Below are 21,733 nucleotides of genomic sequence, written 5' to 3'. Positions count from 1 at the left end.
GAAACGGTAGAATTGTTCCGCAACTGCAGTAGCATTACTAAGCAAACTCGGTGTGATCCACCCAAACGACATCGATGCCGCGGCGATTATACTAAAAAGCATTTTACTTGCCATCATGATGGAATATTATGTATACTATTATTAGCAACCAGATATATTGAGTGCTAACAACTTATCTCTCATCTATTTTTTCATTTCTTTCATTTTTTTCATCATCCATCTGTTTCGGCCTTCATAATATTAAGTAAACCCTATGAAGCTTGAAACTAATGGGAGGGATGACAAAATGAAAGCATTGTTGTTAGCTGGAGGTTTAGGTACACGTCTACGTCCATTAACTGAAAATCTGCCGAAACCAATGGCACCCATTGCGAATCGCCCATGGTTGGAACACCTCATCACCTATCTACATGAACAAGGCGTCGATCAGTTTGTTATAGCCGCGCACCACTGTTCGGATGTGATTCGCCGTTACTTCGGAGACGGACGGCGCTGGGGAGTGAAGATTGAGTACGCTCTCGAACCGTTTCCGATGGGGACGGCAGGAGCTATCAAGAATGCGGAGCGATTGCTCGATGAGCGGTTCCTGGTCGTCAACGCTGACATTGTCCACTTGCCGCAGTTGATTCCTCTTCTTGAGTTTCACCGCCAGCATGGTGGAATCGCCTCTATTGCGCTGACAGAAGTAGAAGACCCTTCTTCATACGGAGTAGTCGAACAGGATGATGCCGGACGGATCTTGCGTTTTATTGAGAAGCCTCGCCCTGAGGAGGCGCCGTCAAATCGGATCAACGCCGGTTTGTACATACTAGAACCGGAAGTCATGCGTTATATCCCGGCGCAACGTGAGGTCTCTATTGAGCGTGAAACGTTCCCGCGTCTGATTCAGGAAAGCGCCGGCGTATATGGTATGGTAAGCCAAGGCTATTGGCGCGACATGGGGACTCCGGCCCGTTACCGCCAGGTTCATTGGGATGTGCTCGACCGACGTTTTCCTCTTTCCATGCAAGGGCGTCAGGTTCAGCCTGGTGTTTGGACAGGGGAAAACGTCGAATTCGGTTCCGGTTCCCTCTTGGTGCCGCCAGTGTTGATTGGGAACAATGTGAAGATAGGAGACCAGGCGGTGATTGGTCCATACGCGGTGATTGGTGATAACTGCCGCATCGGTGCTCGAGTGCATTGTTCGCACTCTATCCTTTGGGATCGTTCAGTCGTGCGTGAGGGCAGCCGTCTCAGCAACAGCATTTTCGGGTATCGGACCGTGGCGCCTGCCGGCGAGGTATTCAATAATTCCATTATCAACCAACCGAAAGAGGTGATGCAGGCATGAAGCGGATCGCATACGTCAGTACATTTCCACCGCGTCGTTGCGGCATCGCCACATTCACCGAGCATCTTCTCAACAGCGTGCGCATCGCGGGCGAACGGCGCGATGTTGATCCGGTGATTGTACTCTATAACGAAACCGATGGCGATTCGGCCTATCGAAACGATCCGAAGTTCTGGCCTTTACCGGCGCAGGACCGTGCGGCTTACACGCAGATGGCGGAACAGGTCAACCGCAGCGATGTCTCGGTGGTGGTCCTGCAGCACGAGTTTGGCATTTTCGGAGGCGAAGCGGGTGAATACATACTCGACTTCGTCCATGCCCTGAAGAAGCCGCTCGTCACGACGTTTCACACCATCTTTGCCGATCCTCAACCGCCTTATCGCCGTATTCAGCAACAAATCGCTGATGCGAGCGACGCTATCGTGGTTATGAATCGTCAGGCGATTTCGTATCTGACCAGAGCGTTTAACTTGCCGGAGCGTAAAATCTTCTACATTCCGCATGGTGCACCGGAGCCGAGTGGCGAGGATCGGGATCTCCTCCGCCGCCGCCTGGGATTCGAGGGGCGCAAGGTCATGTTCACCTTTGGATTGCTCAGTCGCGGCAAAGGCATCGAGTCGGTGATCACTGCCTTGCCGGGAGTGGTCCGCGAAGTGCCAGAGACTCTATACGTCATTGCAGGACAGACACACCCTGAAGTGAAAAAGCGCGAAGGGGAAGCCTACCGCGAGGAGTTAAAGGAGATGATCCGTCGCCTTGGGCTGGAGGCGAACGTACGGATGATTGATCGCTATTTCAGCGAGGAGGAACTGATCGACTACTTGACAGCGTGTGATCTTTACGTCACCCCATATCCGGGAATGCAGCAAATTACCAGCGGCACCTTGGCCTATGCGGTTGGCGTGGGTCGTCCGGTTCTCTCGACGCCATATGAACATGCCCGTGACCTGCTGCGCGGATGTGAGGAACTGTTGTTGCCGTATGGCGACACTGCCGCTTGGGAACGGCAACTGCGGCGGCTGTTAGCGGATGAAGCAACTATGCGGCAATGGGAGGAGAAGGTCAGACAGATCGGTGCAGCGACGCACTGGCCACACGTTGGCGAACAATACCTGAAACTGTTTGCGAAGCTCTGCAGCGAAACGGACGATGATGCAAAGGCTGCAGAGCGGAGTGAAGGAGAGGTGAAGCCTATTGTCCCCGTCAGTCGTTAAGTTCGATCATCTGGAACGCATGACTGACGACACGGGGTTGCTCGAGCATTGCCTCGGGCGCATCCCGCGCAGGCAAGAAGGTTACTCGACCGATGACAACGCGCGCGCCATCTGGGCGTGCATGGAGTGGTTGGATCTGCTTAGAGACGATGAGTCCGTGGAACGACGAAGACTATACCAGCTGCTGGATCGGTACTTGGCCTTCTTGCTTTGGGCGCAAAGGGAGGACGGCTGGTTTCAGAACAACTTTTATTTTAACCGGATGCCGGAATCGGAGTCGCGCTCGGATGACTGTCTGGGCCGCTCCCTATGGGCGGCGGCAGCGGCGTACTTGAATCTCGAAGACGCTGCCCGGCGTCGCGTGGTCGCCGAGATCCTGCGCCGGGCGCTTTCGGCCAGCGGCGAGTTGCAGTTTTTGCGCGGCCAGGCCTGGGGTCTCGCAACTTGCTGCCTGCTGTTGTCTAAGCACAGAGACGGATCGGATTTGCCTTCCGGTGTGGCCGAGGCCGACCTTATAAATCTAGCGGACGTGTTCGAGCAGAGCTTGCTCGATGCTTACCGCATGCACAGGACTGATGACTGGCGGTGGTTTGAGCCGCAAATCACCTACGCCAATGGGCTATTGCCGTGGGCGCTGTTTGTGGCCTATCGGTACCACGAACGAGCAAAGACGCTAAAAGTAGCCAAAGAGAGCCTCGACTTCCTAGTGGATAAGATGAGCGGCCGCGACGGTGTCATCCGTCCCATCGGCAATCACGGTTGGTGTGACGGCCATCGGCGTGCGGACTGGGACCAACAGCCCATTGACGTGATGAAATTGGCTTTGGCTGCGCGCGAGGCCTATCGGGTGTTGGAAGACGACGCGTACCGAGAAGTCGTTCGCCGCTGTCGCGATTGGTTTTACGGGGACAACGACCTCGGCATCCCCCTCGCCGATCCGAGCGACGGGAGTTGCTGTGACGGCCTTACCCCGGACGGGCCGAATCTGAACCGGGGCGCTGAGTCGACACTTTCCTATCTATTGACGGAAGCCATGGCACAATCCTTGCAATTGGAGGTGGTTCTCGATGAGCTTTTCGATGGCAAAACAATCCGTTCTGCCGCCGCACGTGTTTAAGGAGTATGACATTCGCGGGCGCGCAGGAGAGGAACTGGACGAGAATTTTGCCTACTTGTTAGGAGCGGCGTTTGCAGAAATGGTCCGGCAAGCCGGTGAGCAGAAGGTGGTGGTTGGCCATGACAACCGCATCTCTTCGCCGGCATTACACCGTGCACTGATTGCAGGGCTTAGCCAGGCGTCATGCCGGGTGATCGACATCGGTCAGGTGACGACTCCGATGTTCTACTACAGCCTTGAGTACACCAATGTGCCGTGCGGCATCATCGTCACTGCCAGCCATAATCCGGGCGATGAAAACGGTTTTAAGATTGCGATGAATAAAACTACTATTTATGGCGAGCGCATCCAGGAACTGCGGCGGACGATGGAACGGATTCTCCGCTCACAAGGGATCAACCGCAGCGACTCGTGGAAGGAAGGATATGTGGAGGCGCTTGACATCGAGCCGGCCTATCTGCAAATGCTGCAAGACAAGATCCAGTTGGGTGCGCGCAAGCTCAAGGTAGTGGTTGATTGCGGCAATGGGACCGCTTCGACGATTGCACCGAAAGCCTTGGAGGCATGGGGGTGCGAGGTCATACCTTTGTATTGCGAATCCGACCCGACATTCCCTAATCACCATCCGGATCCGGTGGTGCCGGAAAATCTGAAGGATTTAATTGACGTGGTGCGACGGGAAAAGGCGGATCTCGGTGTGGCATTTGATGGCGACGGTGACCGGCTGGGTGTTGTCGATGAGGAAGGAAACATTCTTTGGGGCGACCAACTGATGATTTTATTCTGGCGCGAGATTCTTCGCCGCTATCCGGGAGCTGAAGCGCCGGTTGAGGTCAAGTGTTCTCAGGCGTTGGTTGAAGAAATCAAACGGCTTGGTGGCAAACCGTTCTTCCATCGCACTGGCCATTCACACATCAAGGCGACGCTGCGCAGCCGGCCAGAGATTCCGTTTGCAGGAGAAATGTCCGGACATCTGTTCTTTAATGACGAGTTCTACGGCTATGATGATGCCCTGTACGCGGCGGGGCGGCTGTTGCGCATTCTCTCCAACGATGACCGCAAGCTGTCGCAGTTGTTTGCCGACGTGCCTCGATATCACGCCACTCCGGAGACGCGTGTGCCTTGTCCGGAAGAGCAGAAGGCGGAAGCCATCGCCGCGGTCAAACAGCGGTTTGCGAGCATTAACAAGGTCGTAGACGTGGACGGTGCCCGCATCCAGTTCAGAGACGGTTGGGGGTTGGTGCGTCCGTCGAATACGCAGCCTATCCTTGTTCTGCGAGCCGAAGCCACGTCACCGGAGGCATTAGCCGATATCAAGCAGCAGCTGGCTGACGTACTCGGCGAGCCGCCGCTTAACTTGACCATCCCGTGGTGATGCAGATCGCGATTGAAGTCGGATCGCAATTCGTATCGGCGCCGACCTGAACGGTCCATGCTGTTCGGGTCAGCGCTGTTTTGTTTTCTTGGTAGTTATAATTGAGGAGGCAAACCAAAAATGTTTCCATCATAAGTTGCTATACTTTTGTTGTTCAGAAGATGGCTAAATAGGTTTACTGTAAATTATATAAAAATAAAAATAATGAGCGTCATGGTTGAAAGTAAGAAAAGACTTTGAAACCATTAAGTTTTGTTCAAATATTTGTCATAGATTTGGAAGTGTAAGCGTTACAATCAAAAAATTAAATAAAAGTTCATAAGTTTTTAGGCTAGCATCGTTTACAATATATACGTGAAAATCATCACGAATAAATATATAAAAATAATATTCATCATGTTGGATTGTACATCACAGAAAGGAAGGATCCATCTTGGGGATATTATCGGTTAGTGGAATCATTATTCGATTTTTATTAGGTGGAGGAGCGGTCGTTGCTTCTACCATCGTTTCAAGAAAATTAGGATCAAAAATGGGAGGAATTTTCGCGGCATTTCCCGCTGTATTTTTCGCGGCGTTATTGACACTTCGGTTAGATGCAAAAGGCAGCGAGTTAGTGGAAAAGTCGATTGTTTTATCCCAAGGGGCTATTGTTGGGATGTTCATAAATATTATGTGTGCAATAGCGGTCGTTTATCTTTGTACGAGAAAAGGTTGGAAACGCGGGCTTACACAATCGCTAGCTGGATGGTTTCTTGTTTCTATTGTTTATGCTTTTATTTCAACATATTTCTAAGTTATTAAGGTGATCGTTATGGATGGACGTGATTTATTTTTCCGCTTTTTATTTGGTGGCTCTGCAGTTGTACTAAGTTATGTAACGGCAAAACTGTTGCCATGGGAAGTAATTGGAGGAATTTTTGCGGCATTCCCAGCTGTTATGGTCGTTGCCGTGATGATGGTTGGCATGAAGTATGGATCTAAAGAAGCGGCAAAAACAGCGCAAGGATCTGTTTACGGAATGATCGGTTGTTTGATTTGTGTATTAATGGTATTATTTTCCTTACAACTTACACACAATTGGTGGGTAAGTTTTATTTTTGGTCTAATTGCATGGCTTGCAAGTTCGTCATTCCTTGTATACATGCGAGATCATAAAAATATATCAAAATCGGAACAATGATAAAGAGGCGGCAGAACAAAAATCATGAGCAGCGAAGATAGAAGCCTGGCATGATACGAACATGCTGGGCTTTTTTTGTGTCATGAAAAATTAACGCCTTCCAAAAAACGTTCTTTTCAAAAAATCGAATGATAAGGGTTCCTCCAAAACTGTCGTATTCAGAAATCAGGATATATTCAGTATACATCCTGATTTTTAGTATCCATTAGAAGTTGTGCAGATATCAAAGCCGAAATTCATTGATTGATTGTACGGAATGCATCCTAGATCTGTCATTTGAGATGCCATGTCGGTTCTCCAGCAAATATACAAAACATATAACAAACGATATAAATAATTTTACATTTTGTCCAATGAATGGGGTTATTTGATTATATACAATAATATATAAGTTTTAGTATTCATAACACCAAAGAATCGATCTAATAAAGGAAATGTACCAAAATGGCTAAACTGAGGCATCGATGAAGTGAAAGAGGTTCCAGGAATGAATCGAGCAATTGGCCTGTATTGGTTTAAATAGTGAGAATAGTGTTTGTCGCCCAGCACTTTCTCCAAAAAACCGGCAGGCAGAGTCATTGCATTAACTGCTCTGGCGGGCAGGGCACCCCTCCCTATATTGTTCTCACGTATCTGTCAAGTCCGATTGCTGAAGCTCGGAAACAAGGAAGCGATGTGCCGCCAATACCTCATGCCCGATCGGGGCGCATTAGCAAAATCTGTTTTTGAAGATGCCAAAGTATGTATGGCCATCAATGCTTTGAGGGAATGGCACAAAGATGTACTGTGGAACCGTATGAAAAACGGGAATTTACAAACTGGCAGTTCAGATATGTATTCCTTCCACTTCAGGGATCAGAAAGAAATTGGGAGTGGGATTTTGCTAAAATTCTAAACGGTAGCCATTGATTGAAAATCGCCATCCTACTTTATATACTCCGGAAGCGGTTGTTGCTGGAAGGTTGAGCCTAAATCAGCCCGTTGATATCATAACTACAAAGGCAACTTAATTATTCAGAATATTCTAACTAAAAATGAAACTACTGTTGGCACAGATGCTGTCCTAGTTCTTTTTAATCCATCAATAAAAAGAACGATTTCTGTAAGAGCCCCACTTATATGGGTGTAGATTACAATCCAGTTGAGGGAATGAAAGTACGGAGAGAAGTCATCACTGTCCTTTCGCGTGGAACCTGTATTATTCAGAATAAGACATTTGTAGGGCAAGAAGGATATGGAAGAAGCCAGAAATATTCTTGATCTTAAAAAATCAAGTAATAGGGGTGAAATGAATATGGGCGACAAAGTGAAAACTAAGTTCATTCATCATACGATGTTCGCGGGGATGAAGCGATTGAGGTGCATAAAGTCAAAGGATTGACGTAAAGTAAAAAAATCAGGTGTCTAAGTTGTGCGTTTGCAAGAAATATTTTTGGCCCTTATTTCTGCGCGGAACAAGCCTCGCAATCATGAAAAAGCAAACGGATGTTAATATTGTTTTTACGAATCGAGTTGGAGTAGAAGCTTCTTGAAACATGGCGAAGTTTTACGGACAATCCTGTTTAACAGACCTACGTGGTAACATCATGGCTATTAAGAGCCGTGATCAAGACGAAGTTACCATTGAAGCAATCAATCAGCAAGTCATTCAAGAAGTATGCGATGCACGGAACTTAATCGAGATCGTCATCCCGAAACATACATGAGACTTCAAATGATTTAAAAAAAGGGGGGTTTTGATGAAAACGCAGATTGAACAAAATGGTATTGTAACCCTAACAGAAGAAGTGGCTAAAAGATTGAGTGGAAGTGAGTTGTGGAATGATGATTTGCGACCGACAACACTGAAGGAACATTCATGGAGAGGCCTAAACTTTGCTACTTTGTGGATCGGTATGTGTTTATGCATTCCTTCCTATACTATGGCCAGTGGTATGATTGCTCTAGGCATGAACTGGTGGCAGGCAGTTGGAACTATTTTTCTCGGCAATGTGATTGTCCTCATCCCCATTTTATTAAATTCACATGCCGGAACAAAATTTGGAATTCCGTATCCTGTTTTTGCACGGCTTTGGTTCGGAGATAAAGGAGCACACATTCCAGCCTTGGCCCGCGCGATTGTAGCCGCTGGATGGTTCGGGATTAATACGTGGATTGGAACAGGTGCGATTGATACATTGTTAGCAGCCTCATTTTCTGCTTGGAGAAACTTACCTGGTCATACGGCTATCGTATTTGTTTTCTTTTGGGCTCTGAATGTAGGGGTTGCTTATAAAGGCCCCGAGGCCATTAAAAGACTAAGTTCCATAGCTGCTCCTGTCGTGGGCATCTCTTCAATCATTCTCCTCGTCTGGGCGTTCACTCATTCGGGAGGTTGGGGACCTATTTTAGAGCAGCCATCGAAATTCAAAACCACTGGGGAGTTTTTAAAAGTATTTTTTCCAGCCCTAACAGGCGTTATTGGTTTCTGGGCTACACTTGCTTTGAATATTCCTGACTTTTGTCGTTACGCTAAAAGTCAGAAATCACAAATGGTTGCTCAAAGTTTCTCTCTTCCAATTACGATGACTGTCTTTTCTTTCATTGGAATAGCAGTTACATCAGCAACTGTCGTCATTTTCGGCCAAGCGATTTGGGATCCTGTACAACTGCTTGCTAAGTTCCCGCCATTTGTTATTCTTTTGGGAGCCATTGTGATTGTTATTTCTTCCCTAACCATTAACATTGGGGCTAACATTGTAGCTCCCGCCCGCGCTGTTGAGAATTTATACCCGAAACGAATTACGTTTGGAATAGGTGTTCTTATTACCGGGCTGTTTGCTATTTTGTTGCAGCCATGGTATATCATGTCAAACTTTGGAAACTATATATTTGGTTGGCTCGGAACATATGCTGCTTTACTTGGTCCGATTGATGGCATTGCTATTGCAGACTACTGGCTTGTTCGCCGGAAACAATTGGATCTTAAAGAGTTATATGAACCTAATGGTCGTTACAATTACGCTACCGGTTTTAATAAAAACGGAATTTATGCTCTTGTGATCGGCGTAGTCATCCCTGTACTAGGCTTACTAATTCCAGGCCTTCGCTTTCTCTGGGATAATGCTTGGACGTTCGGATTATTTATTGCTATTGGTGTCTATACCTATTTAATGAAAGGGGACAAAAGCGTTCTAAGAGAAGGTGAATACGAGAAAATTACGATTATAGAAAATACTACTTATGATGTAAAAAGAAATCTGATAGAAACAGAACTTACAAAATAGCAGAAGCATAATACGAACGGATGCGTTAATTGAGCAAGACGAAAAAATCAATTTACAAATGTCATAAAAAATAAAAAATGGTAGCAAGAACGTTGCCGGTTTTTTGCCTGTCTTCTGTTTGAGTTATTCGATCTGCCGTTACAGCATAAAACAATGAGGATGAACAAGGCTGCATCCTTTTAAAGATGGTTTTTTATATAGTCAGCGGTCTACGCATGCTGAGTGCGAGTGTGTAGCAAAGCTCGTGCAAAAAGAGGAAGCAGGCACCTTGTGTGGTGCCTGCTTCCTTATTTCATGGTAGCCTTTAGAGAGCTGTATCAATGTGCTACTTAATCCGCTTAAGCACACGCAGTTTGCTTTCTTGTTCCAATGAGCGAAGGGGAAGGGTTTCTAAAATTTGATCTTTCCGTTTTTTGGATCCGTCGTATGTAAAACTTCTCTTCTATTTCCTAAACTTGACTTATTTATACTCGTTTGTCAATAATAAATAGGGACATAAAGATAAAAACGTAAGCGAGTTGAGGGGGAATTGAACATAAACAGTCTTTTGCAATGCGTTCAAGATGCATACGCGGCATTGACAGGGTTAAGCATTATTATGTTTGATTTGCAGCATCAGCCAGTCACGAAAGTTTCCAATGTTACAGAGTTGGCAGAGCTTGTGTTGTTTTCCCCGGATGGAGTGGAAAAACTGTGTCCTTCCATCTGCATTTCGGAGAACGGTACGCAGTGGCGGCGGCCAATGATTGTTCAGACAGGATATTGGGGAGTTAAAGCGATTGTTGCTCCGGTGTTTGTGGAACAGAGAGTAGAGTATTGGATCTGGGCGGGAGCGTTTATTGAGGAGAAGACGAAGCTGGTCATCGGAGAGCAATGTGCCCATGTTCCTAATTCTGAAGCATGGATTCCGGCAATTGAACAAGCAATAGAGCAACCGATATCGGCGGTGGAACAAAAGCTTCATGATATTGAAAAAATGTCATTAGTATGTAGCGAGCTAATTCACAGCGACAGACAAAAACAACAATACGAACGTTATTTTCGTTTGCTGGATTCGGCAGCTGACCGCGTGCAGCAGATTTCGCTAAACGTAGATGATTTTCTACATCTATTGCAAAGAATAGATGATCATATTGACTTTTTGCTGTACATACAGCAACGGGACCGCGAGTGGATGGTTGCCAACGCTGTTGGCGAGAAAGCAGAACGGATGTGTGGAAAACCGTTCAAAACCGCTTTTCCTCCGCTGTCAGACTCCCCATATCCACCTAGTGTCTCTTGTTTTGAAAATGCGGCATTAGATCCGCGCTTTTCGTTTTTTGTCACACACGGAATTAGACCTAAAGTTGTTTTGGCCTACCCGATTTTACGGGGTGAGGCAATAGAAGGATGGATTGTGATGGGCAGCGAAACAACCAGTTCGTTGCCAAAAGCCGCAGCTCCGATTGGTTCCATTATGATCAAGTATTGGAGTTTATATACAAAATGCGAGTCTGCTTACGTCAAAATGGACCGCCATTTCATGAGGCTATCGATGCTCATCGAAATAGGCCGGGCGATGAACGTAGTGAAAAACAATGAGAAAATTTTGCGGATGATGACTGATTTTGTGGCAGAGTTGGCCTATGGTAATTTTGTATTTACAGTGCTAAAGGACCGGAACAGAAACATTAAAGTGTATGGCGGTGCGGCTCCTGAAAGGGAATTTGCAGAATATTACGAAGATGTTTGTCATCGTTATTTCGAGGCAGAGGGTAAGTGGTCCAACAATATACCGACATTGCAGGCAACAAAGCTGGGAACAATAATGGAAATTCCGTTTTTTGTTCACGAACAGCTGCATGGAGTAATGTCTGTACATATGAAACATTTAGAAGATACGAAAGAGGCAGAAGCGTATGTAACCGCCCTTATAGGCGTCGGTACGATGATGATGAAACAAAACTATGATTATATGCCAAAGCAGGAATTGAATATCGACATGCTTGCGGAACATCTAACCGCCCGGGAGATGGATGTACTCCATTTATTGGTTCAAGGATGCAGCAACCGTGAAATCGCGGATCAGCTGTTTATTAGCATTCATACCGTGAAAAATCATATCACAAATATTTTCCAAAAAATTGGGGTGAACGACCGCTCACAGCTTATTGCTCTTGTTTATCAGCTAAACCATCGGAAAGAAAATCAATTGGGAACATCATTCGGTACAAGATCGATGAAATGATGTTCCTTTTTTATTTTTTATACAGGAATTGGAATTGAATAAAGTTTATATTATAATATTTATAGTAAATAAGAACTATATCTTTAGTCATATAAGGCGTCAATAATACGATGAAATAATATTTCAAGATGTTTTTCCTTGCGAAGGAAACGAGCTATATGTTTGGAGGTTGTCACTTTTGCAGGCAAAGGTGTCATGTAACACATGGAAATAAGAGGAATACAGATGAAAAATGGAACAATGATCAAAAACATTTCGGTCACGAAAGATGCGGACATTGTGAAAGCCATGGAGATTACGGAACGGATAGCAAGTGGCATGGGGTTTTCATCGCGTGATTGCCTGTTTCTCCGATTGGCGACGGAGGAAGCATGCACAAACGCGTATGAATATTGCCAAAAAACCAATCAACTGCCTTTTAAAGTATTTTGGAAAGGGGAAAGGCAACATTTAATTATTGTCGTGAAACAACGCGGAAAGAAATTTGCCATCAAAAGAGAGGATGGGGTCAATAGAGGCTCGCGCGGCAGAGGATTGCAGCTAATTGCTCATATTGTTGACCACGTTTATGTCAAACAAAGAGGAAATTATGTTTTGTTTTATATGTGCAAATGCAAGAAAAATGAGCGATGGTTGGGGGAATAGAATGATGAGAACGAAACATGGAGCTATTCATGTTTTCACTTGGAACGAAGACATTACATTAAACAATACGGAACAGTTTCGCAAAGCGATGGCAAAGCTGATTGAAGAGCCAGCCGACCATCTTATATTAAATATGGAGCAAGTGAAATACATTAATAGCGCGGGCCTCGGCATTATTGCCGATGGAGTGATGACGGCGAGAAAACAGCAAAAAGAGCTGGTCGTTGCCGGTGTTCAAGGTTCCCTTCAGGAAATTTTTCGTATCGTTAAGTTTTCTTCTTTTATTAAACTGTTTAAAACAGAAAAAGAGGCAATACATTATTTCGTGGAGAATGACAACATATGATTGGCAAGTTTTTAGAAAAAATAGAGAAAGAAAAAGGTTTTACATTAAAGGAATTACTGCAGCTTTTCGAAGAGCGAAACGTGCTCTGCAATAAAGCGGATCAAGTGTATTGGATCGCAACTTTGGCGGAGAGGCGGTTTATTTTTATTTCCGCATCCTGTGAAAAGATGTACGGGCTGCCGCCTGAAGCTTTCTATCAAGATGCAGAGCTATGGAAAAAAGTCGTTTACTTGGAAGATAAGGAAAAGCTGGAAAAAACGAGGTCCGTTCTTTGGAATGGGGAGAGTGTTGAGCAGGAATACCGCATTGTCCATCAGCAAAACGGGATGGTCCGCTGGGTTCTGGAGCAAGCGTTTCCTGTTTTCGGTGAAGCCGGGAATGTAGCGATGATAAGTGGAATTATTACCGATATTACTAAAATAAAAAAAATGGATGAGCAGTTGCTGATGGCAGAAAAAGTATATGAACATACGCAGCAGGCGCTATTGATTACTGATGCACAGTTAGTGATTCAATTGGTTAATCCCGCTTTTACGAACATAACAGGATATGGAGCGGATATCATCGGTAAGTCGTTTCATGTGTTGTGTGCCGGCTATTATGATGAGCGGTTTTACAGCACTGTGAAGAAAACGACGATCGAAAAAGGAAAATGGGCCGGAAAGATGCGGTGGCGGCGGAAAAACGGGAAAGCCTATGTTCAGCAAACGACCGTTACGGCCATTCACAACCGCGAGGGGAAGATTATTTTTTATCTTTTTTTGCTTGCCGACATGCGGCAAAACAAAAAAGCGGCAGTCACTGTAAAGGCAGATTTAAAGCTGGCGAGGGAAGTGCAAAAACGTGTGCTAAGCAAACCGTTGACGGCCAACCGTATTAATATTTACGGAATGTATATTCCTTCACGGGAATTAGGGGGCGATATGTATGCCTGGTACCGAATCGATGAAGAACGATATGGAATTTTTTTGATGGATGTCATGGGACAAGGAACGGCCGCATCGCTCATTTGTATGTCGGTCCGCTCTTTACTCAACGGAGTGATTCGCAAAGGTATTGATCCGCAAGAAGTATTTGGAGAGTTAAATAAACATATGCGGCAGCTGTATCATGAAAATGGACGAATGATGTATTATTTTACAGCTATTTATGTGCTGGTAAATACGAAGGAAAGATTTATTGAGTACGCTTCGGCAGGGCACCCTCCTGGATTTTTATTCCAGAGAAACGGTTTGGTGGAGGAGCTGGATCAGGGGTGTGCGCCGATTGGGTTACTGCCGCATCTTTACGTAGAAACCGGTAAGCTGCATTACGAGCCGGGAGCAACACTGGTGTTGTATTCGGACGGTGCGATCGAAGGAGCCAGCCGTTCAGTTTGCACAAATATCGAAAGGTTTCGTGAACAATTAAAGCCGCATATTCATTTAGACAGCAAAACCATGATAAAATTTATTCATAACCAGTTTGAAGAAAAAAGGGAGTTTCCGGATGATCTTTCGGTGGTGGTGGCAAAATTATGGTAAATTACTGTTGCCAATGAGAAGGTGATCAAGTATCCTGAAGAAAATCTCACTTCCATGAATCGGATCCATTAGGAGTGAATACATTATTAGTAATGAAGGAAAAGATAGGGGGATGGCATATTAATGGTGAAAAACCCGGCGGGATTTTGGAAGCGGTTAGCGGCTAATTTATTAGATGGCATCATTGTCGGTATTCCTATTTCGTTGATCGGATATTTGATTACGAACAGTTGGGAGGAAAACTGGTTTACTTCATTGGCGAACATTGTTTATGCTTTAGTAGTGCCAGCGGTTTGGTCTGGATATACGGTAGGAAAAAGGCTGTTAGGCATTCGCATCGCCAAAGTCAATGGTGGAAAAGTCGGAATCGGAACGATGTTTTTACGGTCCGTTGTCGGTGGGCTCGTTTATGTCATCACACTTGGCATCGGGGTGATTATTAGCGCAATTATGGTGGCGGCGCGCGAAGACAAACGCTCGATCCATGACTTTATTGCTGGAACGTATGTGACAACGGAGAAGCCGGCATAATTGGATATTGTAATGAACATAAAAAAGGGTGTCTAAGACAATAGACACTCATTTTTTATTACACAGGATATAATTGTAAAAAAATGACTGGTTATTTTTCATAACAGCGGAGAAAAAATTGACAGATCTGATCGATCGATTCTTGGTTAGTTAGCTTACAGAGGATGTCAAACAGCAAATCTTATCCCAGATTGAAGGGTGGTTATATTTATCGAGAGATGAGCGATATCGTCCTTTTTCCGAGAGCGCTGGGGAAAATTCCACCAATTGCTTGCGCAAATAATTAAGGAAGGTCAATGAGCATGATCGAATCAGACATAGGCAACAAGTTTTTCAAATAAGTTGCTTATGTCTATTTTTATGTTTTGAAAATTATATACATAAGTTAATAAATATTGTAAATATACTTTTATGAGCGATAGAATAAATATTTAGTTTATATTTTTAATATTCTAACAAAAAAGTTTTTGCATTTCTTCTTTTTTTGATGTTAATATTAAAATAAATATAAATATTCTTTCTAATTTTTGTGAAGCGCTTACAAATAGATGGACGACAAGGGGAGATTGGCTATGCAGCAACCACAAGAATTACGGAGAGAATTAAAAAGCAGGCATTTATTTATGATTGCGCTTGGGGGAGTGATTGGTACAGGGTTATTTTTAGGTTCGGGTTACACGATACATGAAGCAGGACCAGGAGGAGCAATTGTCGCCTATTTATTCGGCGGGCTTGTTATGTATTTAACGATGCTATGTCTCGGGGAATTAGCCGTGGCATTGCCGGACGCGGGGTCTTATCAAACGTACGCGACAAAGTTTATTTCGCCAGCAACAGGATATTGCATCGGTTGGCTGTCTTGGCTAAACTGGTCGGTTACGGTAGGGATTGAGTTGCTCACGGTAAGTATTTTGATGAAACGTTGGTTTCCAGACGTTCCATCTTGGGTTTGGTGCGTTATTTTTGCGGTGCTGTTGTTTTTGATTAACGCCTTATCGACACGCAGTTTTGCGGAAGTTGAATTTTGGTTTTCAAGTATTAAAGTAGTAACAGTGATATTGTTTATTATTTTGGGATTAGCTGCGATGTTTGGCATTATTAGCATGAAAAACGGCCAACCAGCGCCAATGCTTTCCAATTTTACGGACCATGGTGGGCTATTTCCAAAGGGGCTTGGTGCTATTCTTGTGACAATGATCGTTGTTAATTTTTCGTTCCAAGGAACGGAATTGGTTGGTGTTGCGGCGGGAGAAAGCAAAGAGCCGGAAAAAACGGTGCCAAAAGCGATTCGCAACACGGTATGGCGCATTTTGCTTTTCTTTGTTCTAGCTATTTTTGTGCTTGCCGGGCTGTTCCCGTGGGAAAAGGCAGGTTTAGTTGAAAGCCCGTTCGTTGTTGTGTTTGATAGTATCGGAATCCCGTATGCGGCGGACATTATCAATTTTGTTATTATTACGGCAGTGTTATCGGTTGCCAATTCTGGCCTATATGCCACATCGCGTGTATTATGGTCGATGTCACGCCAAGGGATGGTTAGCCCGTTTTTTAGCAAACTATCGAAAAACGGTGTTCCGATTAACGCGCTTATCGCAAGTATGGTAATTGGATGTCTTTCCTTATTATGCAGCATTTACGCGGAAGATACGGTGTATGTTTGGTTAACGTCGATTGCAGGATTTGGCGCTGTGGCGGTGTGGGCGTCGATCGCTTTATCCAATTATTTAGGAAGAAAAGCATTTCTTCGCCAAGGTGGAGACGTTCGTGAACTAAAGTATAAAACACCGCTTTATCCATTTGTTCCGCTTCTTGCTTTTGCATCCAATCTAGTCATTATTATCAGTCTTGCGTTTATTCCAAACCAGCGCATGGCTCTATATTGCGGCATCCCATTTATCGTTGCTTGCTATGTTTATTATCATCTTGTGGCAAAAAGACGAATGAAGGAAATACATAGGGATCAAACAATAAACGCTAGAGAAGGCGTAAGAGCATGACACAAAGGTAAACGAAGTATACTAGCGGAGGATAAGCATATCTTTCCTCTTTTTCCCATACACATAAAACGAAAAAGATGAAAATGGGGGAGGGGGAAGATATGCAATTTTATTATGGTCAGCAAATGCCGCTGCGTATTTTAGACGAAGCGGAATTTTGGAAGCATCAAGAGGAGGAGCATACGGTTGTTATTCGCGAGCTTGTTAGCGGCTTAGAGCCATCTTATGTCGAGGCGCTGAAAAAATGGGAAGAAGCGCTTTCTGCGACACATCAACAAGTAGTAAGGTACATTGAGTCGGTCATTCGCACGGGATATTACGTTCCTTATCAGCTTTACCAACAAGTGCTGCAGTTAGTATCTCATTGTTTGCGGCAAAGCCTTGATTTTATTAAGCTATGTCAACAAATAAAAACAGAAAGCAAAGTTGTAAGCAAAAATCCAACGGCAAAAGTGGTGCTGAACCATATTATTCGTGAGTCAGAATATTTTATTGGCATTGCGCAATTGTTATTATACGGAAAATAAGGAATGCCTATTCGCTTCGGATAGGCATTTTGCGTGTTTGGAAACGAGTAGAGAAAATAAGTGCTCAAGGCGAGAGCAGCAATGAAAAAATAATTCCCGGACATAAAGGTTAATATTTTATGGCTTGTGATTATTATACTAAAAAACAAAAAAAGAAGTGAATATGCCTTTTATATGAGTTTTATTATTGGGAAATTCTTCATAAAATTTATTTCAATAGAATAAAAGGAAATGATATAATTAATAGGAAATTTGTTTATATACAGAAAAAAAAGGGGGGAGAGGGTTGTCGTTACATAGTTATATTTTACGCACGATGTTCATTGTCATTCCTGGTACCGCTTTAATAATCATTGGTGTATGTTTAGGAAATGGCCTCCATGGCGCGGCGTTTTGGCGGACATTTTCGATTACGGTATTACTTGGAGCCATTGTTGGGGTCATTTCCGCTATGTTGAATTATCGGCGATTTATCGCCCCCATTGCTATTATCAATTATCATTTAGACAAAATGACAAATGGAGATTTGTCCACACGTGTTCCTATGAATGAAGTAAGACAATTAAAGCCGATTGCGCTCTCGCTTAATAACATGGCCAAAGCGTGGCAGGAAGTCATCACCATCATTCAGCGCCATTCCGACGAGATGGCGCAATTTTCCGGACAGTTAACAGCCATCGTAGATCAGACGACGAAAGCAACGGAGCAAATTGCGTCAACAATGGAAACTATTTCCTTAAATTCAGAACAGCAGGTGAAGACGGTGCAAGAAACGTCGTTAGCGATGAACGATATCTCCGATACGCTTATGCAAGTGGCGGCGAATACGAAGCACGTATCAACGAACGTAAATGAAACATCGGCAAAAGCGCAATCCGGAAAACAGTCGATTTCGCAAATGCAAGAGCAAATGCAGTTTATTTATGAGCATGTCCAATCGCTTGGACAAGTTATCAAAGGTCTTGGAGAGCGTTCGAATGAAATCGGTCAAATTACGCAAGTGATTACAGGCATCGCTTCGCAAACGAATTTACTTGCTTTAAATGCGGCGATTGAGGCGGCAAGAGCCGGGGAGCAAGGAAAAGGGTTCGCCGTTGTGGCGGATGAAGTCCGCAAATTGGCGGAACAGTCTGCTCAGTCCGCACAGCAAATTTCGCAGCTGATCGGCTATATCCAAGAAGAAACAGAAAAAGCGATCGAATCGATGGGAACAGTAGTTAGCGAAGTATCACAAGGGCTCGATGTTGCGCAAACGGCTGGACAATCGTTTGAACAAATCCGCCAATCCATCAGCGAAGTCAATGCCCAAATCGAACAAGTATCCACAGCGATCGAGCAAATGACGGAAAACGCGCAACGGGTAGCCACATCCATTGAGGACATGACAGAGATTGTGGAACAATCTTCTTACGGAGCAGCGAATATTTCGGCGGCGACACAAGAACAAATGGCATCTATGGAAGAAATTGCTGCCTCCGCCTCATCGTTAAGCAAAATGGCGGAAGATATGCAAACGATGTTAAAGCGGTTTACGGTATAAAACTATTTACATTACTTGATAAACGTGTTAATATTAAGAAAAATTAAATGGCTTTGTCGCTTATCTACTAGGGGAGTCCAATAGCTTGGACTGAGAAAAGAACGCGCTTAAGTTCTTTGACCCTTTGAACCTGATCTGGGTTATGCCAGCGTAGGGAAGTAGATAGCGGAAGTGTATGTGTTTGTTGCGTACGTTTCGCTATTTGCATTCCATCGGGTTCTCTTAGAGAACCCGATTTTTATTTCCGTATAGGTCTCCTACCTCGCCCTGCGTTTTGGTGTAACTTCAGGTCCTCACCACTATTTTGAAGGAGGAGAAAAGTTACATGCAAAACATTCCGTCTTTTATGCAGTTTCCCGCTAGTAAAAAGGTGTATGTCGAAGGTTCACGTCCAGATATTCGTGTTCCAATGAGGGAAATTACGTTAAGTCCGACGAAGACAGAAACAGGAATCATCGAAAATGAACCCATTCGTGTTTATGACACAACTGGTCCTTACACCGATCCTGATTTTCAGCCGGACATTCAAAAAGGATTGCCGCCGCTAAGAAAACGCTGGATTTTAGAAAGGGGGGACGTTGAAGAATACGAGGGTCGTCCAGTAAAACCGGAAGATAACGGATTCCGTAATGGGAAACAATCAGAGATTATTCTGCCTTTCGAGAGAAAACCGCTGCGCGCAAAAAAAGGAAAAACCGTTACGCAAATGCATTACGCAAAACGAGGGATTATTACGCCGGAGATGGAATTTGTTGCGATTCGCGAAAATATAGATCCGGAAATCGTGCGCCAAGAAGTTGCCGCAGGCAGAGCGATCATTCCTTCGAATATTAACCATCCGGAAAGTGAGCCGATGATTATCGGGAGTCGTTTTCATGTAAAAATTAACGCGAATATCGGCAACTCCGCAGTAACATCATCCATTGAAGAAGAAGTAGAAAAAATGCTTTGGGCGGTGCGCTGGGGAGCAGACACGATTATGGACTTATCGACGGGAAAACATATTCATGCGACGCGAGAATATATTATTCGCAACTCCCCAGTGCCTGTTGGGACGGTTCCGATTTATCAAGCGCTCGAAAAAGTGAATGGCGTCGTCGAAGACTTAACGTGGGAAATTTACCGTGATACGTTGATCGAGCAGGCGGAACAAGGGGTAGACTATTTTACGATTCACGCGGGGGTGCTGCTTCGTTACATACCGATGACGGTCAACCGGACAACCGGCATTGTTTCACGCGGCGGCTCGATTATGGCGCAATGGTGTTTAGCCCATCATGAAGAAAACTTCTTATACACGCATTTTGAAGAAATATGCGAGATTTTAAAAACGTATGATATCGCTGTATCGCTTGGGGACGGGCTGCGGCCAGGCTCGATTGCCGATGCCAATGACGAAGCGCAGTTTGCCGAATTAGAAACGCTTGGAGAATTGACGGAAATCGCGTGGAAGCATGATGTGCAAGTGATGATTGAAGGTCCGGGGCATGTGCCGATGCATAAAATTAAGGAAAACGTTGACAAGCAAGTGGAAATTTGCAAAGGAGCGCCGTTTTATACGCTAGGCCCACTCACGACCGACATCGCTCCGGGATATGACCATATTACATCGGCGATTGGCGCGGCGATCATCGGCGCGTATGGAACGGCCATGCTTTGTTATGTCACGCCGAAAGAACATTTAGGCCTGCCAAATAAAGAAGATGTGCGCGAAGGAGTCATCGCTTATAAAATCGCTGCCCATGCCGCTGATTTGGCAAAAGGACATCCAGGCGCGCAGCAGCGGGATGATGCGCTATCCAAGGCGCGTTTTGAGTTTCGCTGGAATGACCAGTTCAACCTTTCGCTTGATCCAGATCGCGCTCGAGAATATCATGATGAAACATTGCCGGCGGAAGGAGCGAAAATCGCCCACTTTTGTTCCATGTGCGGACCGAAATTTTGCTCGATGAAAATTTCGCATGATTTGCAACGAGCGGTAAAAGAAGAAGGGATGAAACAAAAAGCGAAGGAGTTTGTCGAACATGGTTCCTCCCTTTACCAATAAGGGATAGGTGTTGCAAAAGAACATTTCCGAGTTGAAAGAGAAAACTTTGGCTCTGGTTCAACGGATTACCGTGTTTTGATAAAAGGATTTAGAAAATGTTTTGAAATTAAGTCGTTTTAGAGTAATGTGTGAAAACGGTGTAAATGATCATCTGTTTCCTTGTCAGGGAATGAAAGGTGCTAACACTTCCATTCTCTGACAAGGTCAGAAAGCAAAACGTGTTTAACAAAAATGGCCATTAACCAAACTTGGTTATTTTCATACAATCGATTAGAAGTAAAATTACATACGGAGGTTTCTGTTTTCTTAACATAATGCCACTTCTTCTATTTCATCTCTAAATTGCATTCTTGTAATGAAATAACTTTTGTTTTTTTCACGAACTTATAGCCGAGCCAGACGATGATGAAAAGAGGCAAGCCGATATAAGAAACAAGCGCTCCATACCAGTCGATCGTCCCGCCTATGAACGCTGGGTAGTTTTGCCCTAAAATGACGATGGAGCAAAGAACAAAGGCAAAGATCGGACCAAACGGAAACCATTTCGCTTTATACGGTAAATCATCAAGACTTTTTCCTTGTGCCACATACGCTTTGCGGAAGCGGTAATGGCTGATGGCGATGCCAAGCCAGGCGATAAATCCCCCCATTCCCGAGGCATTAAGCAGCCACGTATACACAACCCCGTCGCCAAAGAATGAAGCTAAAAATGCAAGCGTTCCTAAAGAAGAAGTAACGATGAGTGCATTGACGGGCACGCCGCGCTTATCCAATTTCGCTAAAAATCTCGGCGCCTTTCCTTCGCGGGCCAAGTCCCAAAGCATGCGGGTCGATGCGTACATGCCGGAGTTGCCTGCGGATAATACGG

18 protein-coding genes and 1 riboswitch are annotated in these 21,733 nt (G+C 44.8%); of the genes, 17 read left to right on the top strand and 1 reads right to left on the bottom strand.

Translation table 11 applies throughout. The features are described from left to right. Positions 1 to 286: 286 nt before the first annotated feature. The 17 genes from HT574_RS17245 to thiC all read left to right on the top strand — a co-directional run bounded on the left by HT574_RS17245 (position 287) and on the right by thiC (position 20,865). On the top strand, positions 287 to 1,330 hold the full coding sequence (locus HT574_RS17245; protein WP_175245553.1) for a nucleotidyltransferase family protein: 1,044 nt from the start codon (positions 287 to 289) through the stop codon (positions 1,328 to 1,330). Continuing rightward, complete coding sequence (locus tag HT574_RS17240; protein WP_175245552.1) at positions 1,327 to 2,544, top strand: glycosyltransferase family 4 protein; 1,218 nt, start codon at positions 1,327 to 1,329, stop codon at positions 2,542 to 2,544. The genes HT574_RS17245 and HT574_RS17240 overlap by 4 nt, the downstream gene beginning before the upstream one ends. Then, positions 2,525 to 3,661 (top strand): glycoside hydrolase family protein, encoded by a 1,137-nt coding sequence (locus HT574_RS17235; protein ID WP_175245551.1) that lies wholly within the window; start codon positions 2,525 to 2,527, stop codon positions 3,659 to 3,661. The genes HT574_RS17240 and HT574_RS17235 overlap by 20 nt, the downstream gene beginning before the upstream one ends. Further along, a complete protein-coding gene (locus HT574_RS17230) occupies positions 3,612 to 5,036 on the top strand; it encodes a phosphomannomutase/phosphoglucomutase (protein WP_175245550.1) in 1,425 nt (474 codons plus the stop codon). Before HT574_RS17235 ends, HT574_RS17230 begins: the two co-directional genes overlap by 50 nt. A 433-nt stretch (positions 5,037 to 5,469) precedes the next feature. Then, positions 5,470 to 5,832, top strand: a complete 363-nt coding sequence (locus HT574_RS17225) for a DUF3147 family protein (protein WP_042408813.1) — start codon at positions 5,470 to 5,472, stop codon at positions 5,830 to 5,832. An 18-nt stretch (positions 5,833 to 5,850) separates the two neighbouring features. After that, positions 5,851 to 6,219 carry a DUF3147 family protein gene (locus HT574_RS17220; RefSeq protein WP_175245549.1) on the top strand — a complete coding sequence of 123 codons (369 nt, stop codon included), beginning with the start codon at positions 5,851 to 5,853 and terminating at the stop codon, positions 6,217 to 6,219. A 535-nt stretch (positions 6,220 to 6,754) separates the two neighbouring features. Continuing rightward, a complete protein-coding gene (locus HT574_RS17215; RefSeq protein WP_175245548.1) occupies positions 6,755 to 7,114 on the top strand; it encodes a hypothetical protein in 360 nt (119 codons plus the stop codon). Positions 7,115 to 7,958: 844 nt separating this feature from the next. After that, complete coding sequence (locus HT574_RS17210; RefSeq protein ID WP_175245547.1) at positions 7,959 to 9,485, top strand: NCS1 family nucleobase:cation symporter-1; 1,527 nt, start codon at positions 7,959 to 7,961, stop codon at positions 9,483 to 9,485. A gap of 529 nt (positions 9,486 to 10,014) precedes the next feature. Then, positions 10,015 to 11,712 (top strand): LuxR C-terminal-related transcriptional regulator, encoded by a 1,698-nt coding sequence (locus HT574_RS20295; protein WP_309138310.1) that lies wholly within the window; start codon positions 10,015 to 10,017, stop codon positions 11,710 to 11,712. A 225-nt stretch (positions 11,713 to 11,937) separates the two neighbouring features. Continuing rightward, on the top strand, positions 11,938 to 12,357 hold the full coding sequence (locus HT574_RS17200) for an ATP-binding protein (protein ID WP_175245546.1): 420 nt from the start codon (positions 11,938 to 11,940) through the stop codon (positions 12,355 to 12,357). Between the two features lie 4 nt (positions 12,358 to 12,361). Further along, entirely contained in the window at positions 12,362 to 12,703 is a 342-nt protein-coding gene (locus HT574_RS17195; protein ID WP_175245595.1) for an STAS domain-containing protein, read from the top strand. Continuing rightward, positions 12,700 to 14,226: a SpoIIE family protein phosphatase gene (locus HT574_RS17190; RefSeq protein WP_175245545.1), complete on the top strand. Its 1,527-nt coding sequence runs from the start codon at positions 12,700 to 12,702 to the stop codon at positions 14,224 to 14,226. The genes HT574_RS17195 and HT574_RS17190 overlap by 4 nt, the downstream gene beginning before the upstream one ends. Positions 14,227 to 14,349: 123 nt before the next feature. Continuing rightward, a complete protein-coding gene (locus HT574_RS17185) occupies positions 14,350 to 14,757 on the top strand; it encodes an RDD family protein (protein WP_017434346.1) in 408 nt (135 codons plus the stop codon). 572 nt (positions 14,758 to 15,329) lie between these two features. After that, the gene (locus tag HT574_RS17180; RefSeq protein WP_175245544.1) at positions 15,330 to 16,751 is read left to right on the top strand and encodes an amino acid permease; all 1,422 of its coding nucleotides are present in this window, start codon (positions 15,330 to 15,332) and stop codon (positions 16,749 to 16,751) included. Positions 16,752 to 16,852: 101 nt separating this feature from the next. After that, positions 16,853 to 17,278: a DUF2935 domain-containing protein gene (locus HT574_RS17175; RefSeq protein ID WP_175245543.1), complete on the top strand. Its 426-nt coding sequence runs from the start codon at positions 16,853 to 16,855 to the stop codon at positions 17,276 to 17,278. 286 nt (positions 17,279 to 17,564) lie between these two features. Continuing rightward, complete coding sequence (locus tag HT574_RS17170) at positions 17,565 to 18,818, top strand: methyl-accepting chemotaxis protein (RefSeq protein WP_175245542.1); 1,254 nt, start codon at positions 17,565 to 17,567, stop codon at positions 18,816 to 18,818. 59 nt (positions 18,819 to 18,877) lie between these two features. Then, positions 18,878 to 18,992, top strand: a riboswitch (TPP riboswitch). A gap of 151 nt (positions 18,993 to 19,143) precedes the next feature. Beyond that, positions 19,144 to 20,865 carry a phosphomethylpyrimidine synthase ThiC gene (gene thiC, locus HT574_RS17165; protein ID WP_175245541.1) on the top strand — a complete coding sequence of 574 codons (1,722 nt, stop codon included), beginning with the start codon at positions 19,144 to 19,146 and terminating at the stop codon, positions 20,863 to 20,865. A gap of 326 nt (positions 20,866 to 21,191) precedes the next feature. Here the strand turns inward: thiC and HT574_RS17160 are convergent. Next, the coding region (locus HT574_RS17160) for an amino acid permease (protein ID WP_175245540.1) at positions 21,192 to 21,733 on the bottom strand (542 nt) is incomplete at its 5' end.

It is taken from the genome of Parageobacillus sp. VR-IP (assembly GCF_013357975.1).
In the GTDB taxonomy this organism is placed as follows: Bacteria; Bacillota; Bacilli; order Bacillales; family Anoxybacillaceae; genus Saccharococcus; species Saccharococcus caldoxylosilyticus.
This window is presented reverse-complemented; position numbering and strand designations above follow the sequence as displayed.

What these genes read in the sequence shown, in the direction of transcription:
- HT574_RS17245 (WP_175245553.1), top strand. Translation starts at nt 287, where the DNA reads ATGAAAGCATTGTTGTTAGCTGGAGGTTTAGGTACACGTCTACGTCCA.
- HT574_RS17240 (WP_175245552.1), top strand. Translation starts at nt 1,327, where the DNA reads ATGAAGCGGATCGCATACGTCAGTACATTTCCACCGCGTCGTTGCGGC.
- HT574_RS17230 (WP_175245550.1), top strand. Translation starts at nt 3,612, where the DNA reads ATGAGCTTTTCGATGGCAAAACAATCCGTTCTGCCGCCGCACGTGTTT.
- HT574_RS17220 (WP_175245549.1), top strand. Translation starts at nt 5,851, where the DNA reads ATGGATGGACGTGATTTATTTTTCCGCTTTTTATTTGGTGGCTCTGCA.
- HT574_RS17210 (WP_175245547.1), top strand. Translation starts at nt 7,959, where the DNA reads ATGAAAACGCAGATTGAACAAAATGGTATTGTAACCCTAACAGAAGAA.
- HT574_RS17200 (WP_175245546.1), top strand. Translation starts at nt 11,938, where the DNA reads ATGAAAAATGGAACAATGATCAAAAACATTTCGGTCACGAAAGATGCG.
- HT574_RS17195 (WP_175245595.1), top strand. Translation starts at nt 12,362, where the DNA reads ATGAGAACGAAACATGGAGCTATTCATGTTTTCACTTGGAACGAAGAC.
- HT574_RS17190 (WP_175245545.1), top strand. Translation starts at nt 12,700, where the DNA reads ATGATTGGCAAGTTTTTAGAAAAAATAGAGAAAGAAAAAGGTTTTACA.
- HT574_RS17185 (WP_017434346.1), top strand. Translation starts at nt 14,350, where the DNA reads ATGGTGAAAAACCCGGCGGGATTTTGGAAGCGGTTAGCGGCTAATTTA.
- HT574_RS17180 (WP_175245544.1), top strand. Translation starts at nt 15,330, where the DNA reads ATGCAGCAACCACAAGAATTACGGAGAGAATTAAAAAGCAGGCATTTA.
- HT574_RS17175 (WP_175245543.1), top strand. Translation starts at nt 16,853, where the DNA reads ATGCAATTTTATTATGGTCAGCAAATGCCGCTGCGTATTTTAGACGAA.
- thiC (WP_175245541.1), top strand. Translation starts at nt 19,144, where the DNA reads ATGCAAAACATTCCGTCTTTTATGCAGTTTCCCGCTAGTAAAAAGGTG.